This window comes from Streptomyces sp. SID11385 (assembly GCF_010548245.1).
GTDB lineage: Bacteria > Actinomycetota > Actinomycetes > Streptomycetales > Streptomycetaceae > Streptomyces.
On record NZ_JAAGLR010001129.1, the window covers coordinates 1 to 4,661 of the forward strand.

Annotated in this window: 2 protein-coding genes; one reads left to right on the forward strand and one right to left on the reverse strand. The window is 75.1% G+C overall.

Annotation, left to right across the window (positions count from 1 at the left end):
* A partial coding sequence (locus G3I42_RS34500) for an AraC family ligand binding domain-containing protein (protein WP_203607718.1) occupies positions 1-520 on the reverse strand: 520 nt, incomplete at its 3' end.
* Positions 521-746: 226 nt separating this feature from the next.
* On the opposite strand from G3I42_RS34500, the gene G3I42_RS34505 reads away from it, so the two are divergent.
* The coding region (locus tag G3I42_RS34505; protein WP_164291599.1) for a DEAD/DEAH box helicase at positions 747-4,661 on the forward strand (3,915 nt) is incomplete at its 3' end.

A 4,661-nucleotide genomic window follows, 5' to 3' on the forward strand; every position in this document is an offset into this window, starting at 1 on the left:
CGCGCACCGTCCTGGCGCGCAGCGACCCACCGTTGCGGTGCAGCAGCCGGGTGACCGTGGCGCGCAGCAGCGTGTCCGCGGTGAGCGCGTCGCCCTCCTCCGCCGCGCGCAGCACGCGGTGCACGAGGCGCGTCGCGTAGGGGTCGGCCAGGACCGGCGCGGCGAAGCCCGGGGCGCCGCGCAGCGTCGTCGTCTCCCGCGCGATCTCCGCGACGAGACCGGGGGCCGGGTAGACGGCGCCGTACCGCCAGCCCTCGGGCCCCTGGGCGCGTCCCGTGTGCGGCGTGTCCGGGTTGACCAGGGCGAGGCTGCCGGCGCCCGCGTACTCCTCGATGCCGCGGTGCCGGAAGATCTCGACGCCCGAGGTCACGGCCGCGATCACGTAGTGCTCGTGGGTGTGCGGGGCGAAGGTCTTGCGGACGTAGCGGGCGCGCAGGAGGTCGACGCCGGGCAGTTCCGCGTACCGCCAGTGCCGCGCCCGCTCGGCCGCTCCCCGCTGCCTCACCTCGCTCGCCCTCATGGCGTCATTGTGCGAGGAACCGGATGGCGCGCGGCGGAGCGTTCCACGGTGCGGACGCCGCGCGAGCCACCGGGCCGCCACGCGACGTACCTGGTCACACACGACGTACCCGCCGCACCACGCGACGTACCCGCCGCACCACGCGGCGTACGCGACGCCCCCGCCCCATGACGCGAGGCCGCCGCTTCCCCAGCCGTTGTCAGTGCCACGGTGCACGATGGGAGGCATGGCCGCTTCCGCCCTCCAGGGGTTCTCCGCCGCCACCCGTGACTGGTTCACGGGTGCCTTCTCCGCGCCCACCGCCGCGCAGGAGGGCGCGTGGCGCGCCATCCAGAAGGAGTCGGACGTCCTGGTGGTGGCCCCGACCGGTTCCGGGAAGACGCTCGCCGCCTTCCTCGCCGCGCTCGACGGCCTCGCGTCCACCCCTCCCCCCGCCGAGGCCCGCAAGCGCTGCCGCGTCCTCTACGTGTCCCCGCTCAAGGCCCTCGCCGTGGACGTGGAGCGCAATCTGCGCAGCCCCCTGACCGGTATCCGGCAGGAGTCCGTGCGCCTCGGGCTGCCCGAGCCGGAGATCCGGGTGGGCATCCGGTCGGGCGACACCCCGGCCGCGGAGCGCCGCTCGCTCACCACCCGCCCTCCCGACATCCTCATCACGACGCCCGAGTCCCTCTTCCTCATGCTCACCTCGCAGGCGCGCGAGGCGCTGACGGGCGTCGAGACGGTGATCCTGGACGAGGTGCACGCCGTCGCGGGCACGAAGCGCGGCGCGCACCTGGCGCTGTCGCTGGAGCGGCTCGACGAACTGCTGCCCCGTCCCGCGCGCCGCATCGGGCTCTCCGCGACGGTGCGCCCCGTCGACGAGGTGGCGCGCTTCCTGTCGCCGCAGCGCAGGGCCCAGGTCGTGCAGCCGGTCTCCGGGAAGGAGTTCGACCTGTCCGTCGTCGTCCCCGTGCCCGATCTCGGGGAGATGGGCGGCTCGCCCGTCGGCGAGGACGACAAGGGCGAGTCGCCCTCCGTGTGGCCGCAGGTCGAGGAGCGCATCACGGACCTCGTGCAGGCGCACCGCTCGACGATCGTCTTCGTCAACTCGCGCCGTCTCGCCGAGCGCCTGTGCAACCGGCTCAACGAGATCGCCTACGAGCGCGCCACGGGCGAACCCCTGCCCGAGGACCACGGCCCGGCGCAGCTCATGGGCGGCTCGGGACCGGCCAAGGGCGCGCCTCCCGTGCTCGCGCGGGCACACCACGGCTCGGTCTCCAAGGAGCAGCGCGCGCAGGTCGAGGAGGACCTGAAGGCGGGCCGGCTCCCCGCCGTCGTCGCGACCTCCAGCCTGGAGCTGGGCATCGACATGGGCTCCGTCGACTTGGTCGTGCAGGTCGAGTCGCCGCCCTCGGTCGCCTCCGGGCTCCAGCGCGTCGGCCGCGCGGGGCACCAGGTGGGCGCGGTCTCGACGGGCGTCGTCTTCCCGAAGTACCGCGGCGACCTCGTGCAGTCCGCCGTGGTCACCGAGCGGATGCGCGGCGGGCTCATCGAGGCGCTGCGCGTCCCGTCCAACCCGCTCGACGTCCTCGCGCAACAGCTCGTCGCGATGACGTCGATGGACACCTGGCAGTACGACGACCTGCTCGCGCTCGTCCGTCGCGCCGCGCCGTTCGCCGCACTGCCCGAGTCCGCCTTCGAGTCGGTGCTCGACATGCTCGCGGGCCGCTACCCCTCGGACGCCTTCGCCGAGCTGCGGCCACGTGTCGTGTGGGACCGCGTCGCGGGCACCGTCACGGGGCGCCCGGGCGCCCAGCGGCTCGCGGTCACCTCGGGCGGCACGATCCCCGACCGCGGCCTCTTCGGCGTCTTCCTCGCCGGCTCGGACCCGAAGAAGGGCGGCGGCCGGGTCGGCGAGCTGGACGAGGAGATGGTCTACGAGTCGCGCGTCGGCGACGTCTTCACGCTCGGCACGACGTCGTGGCGCATCGAGGACATCACGCGCGACCGCGTGCTCGTCTCGCCCGCGCCCGGGGTGCCGGGCAGGCTGCCGTTCTGGAAGGGCGACCAGCTCGGCAGACCGCTGGAGCTGGGGCGCGCGCTCGGCGCCTTCGTGCGCGAACTGGGCGGCCTGTCGCCGGACGACGCGCGCCTGCGCCTCGTCGCGGCCGGGCTGGACGCCTGGGCGACGGACAACCTCCTCGCGTACCTGGACGAGCAGCGCCGCGCCTGCGGGCACGTCCCCGACGACCGCACCATCGTCGTCGAGCGCTTCCGCGACGAGCTGGGCGACTGGCGCGTCGTCGTCCACTCCCCCTTCGGCGCGCAGGTGCACGCGCCGTGGGCGCTCGCGATCGGCTCGCGGCTGCACGAGAAACTGGGCCTCGACGCGCAGGTCGTGCACGCGGACGACGGCATCGTGCTGCGCCTGCCCGACGCGGACCTCCTCGGCCTCGACCTGCTCGACGTCGACGCCGCCCCGAAGACGCCGGGGACGGAGTACGACAGCGAGCAGGCCCCGGTCGGTGCCTCCGACACCCTCTTCGACCAGGAGGAGATCGAACGGATCGTCACCGACGAGGTCGGCGGCTCCGCGCTCTTCGCCTCCCGCTTCCGCGAGTGCGCCGCCCGCGCCCTCCTCCTGCCCCGCCGCGACCCCGGCCGCCGCACCCCGCTGTGGCAGCAGCGCCAGCGCGCCTCGCAACTGCTCCAGGTCGCGAGCGAGTTCGGCTCGTTCCCGATCGTCCTCGAAGCGGTCCGCGAGTGCCTCCAGGACGTCTTCGACGTGCCGGGGCTGCGCGAGCTGATGGGTGACATCGCCGCGCGCCGCGTCCGCCTCGTGGAGGTGACGACGCCCGAGGCGTCCCCGTTCGCCCGCTCGCTGCTCTTCGGATACGTCGCCCAGTTCCTGTACGAGGGCGACTCGCCCCTCGCCGAACGCCGCGCCGCCGCGCTCTCGCTCGACTCGCGGCTGCTCTCCGAACTGCTCGGCCGCGCCGAACTGCGCGAACTCCTCGACCCGGAGGTCCTCGCCGAGCTGGAGCGGGAGCTGCAATGGCTCACCGAGGACCGCGCCGTCAAGGACGCCGAGGGCGTCGCCGACCGGCTGCGCCTGCTCGGTCCGCTCACCGACGAGGAGCTGGCGGCGCGCGGCGCGCAGCCCTCGTACGTACGGGAACTGGCTCAGGCGCGCCGCGCCATCGAAGTGCGCGTCGCGGGCCGCGCGCACTGGGCGGCGATCGAGGACGCGGGGCGGCTGCGCGACGCGCTCGGCACCGCGCTGCCCGTGGGCGTGCCCGAGGCGTTCACGGAGCCGGTGAAGGACCCGCTCGGCGACCTCCTCGCCCGGTACGCGCGCACGCACGGCCCGTTCACGACGGCGGACGCCGCGGCCCGCTTCGGTCTCGGCACCGCGGTGACCGAGGGCGCGCTCCAGCGGCTCGCGGCCGGTGGACGCGTCGTGGCCGGGGAGTTCCACCCGGCGGGACGCGGCCAGGAGTGGTGCGACGCGACGGTGCTGCGCCGGCTGCGCCGACGCTCGCTCGCGGCGCTGCGGCACGAACTGGAGCCGGTGGCGCCCAGCGCGTACGCGGACTTCCTGCCGCGCTGGCAGCACCTCGACGGCAACGGGCTGCGCGGCATCGACGGCCTCGTGCGCGCCGTCGAGCAGTTGCAGGGCGCGACGGTGCCCGCCTCCGCCCTCGAACGCCTCGTCCTGCCCTCGCGCCTGTCCGCGTACAGCCCGGCGCTGCTCGACGAGCTGACCTCGGCGGGCGAACTGCTGTGGGCCGGAGCGGGCGCCCTGCCCGGCAAGGACGGCTGGATCGGGCTCTACCCGGCCGATTCCGCGCCGCTGCTGCTCCCCGAACCGCTCCCCCTCGAACTGAGCCCGCTGCACCAGTCGCTCCTCACCGCCCTCTCCGGCGGGTACGGGCTCTTCTTCCGCCAGATCGCCCAGCAGGTCCGCGCCACGACGCACCCCGACGCGACCGACCCGCAACTCGCCGACGCGCTGTGGGACCTGGTGTGGTCGGGGCGGCTCACGAACGACACGCTGGCGCCGCTGCGCGCGCTGCTCGGCTCCGGGCGTACGGCGGGCTCGACGGCGCACCGCGCGCGCCGCACCGTGCCGCGCGGCAGGTACGGGTCGCTCACCGCCGCC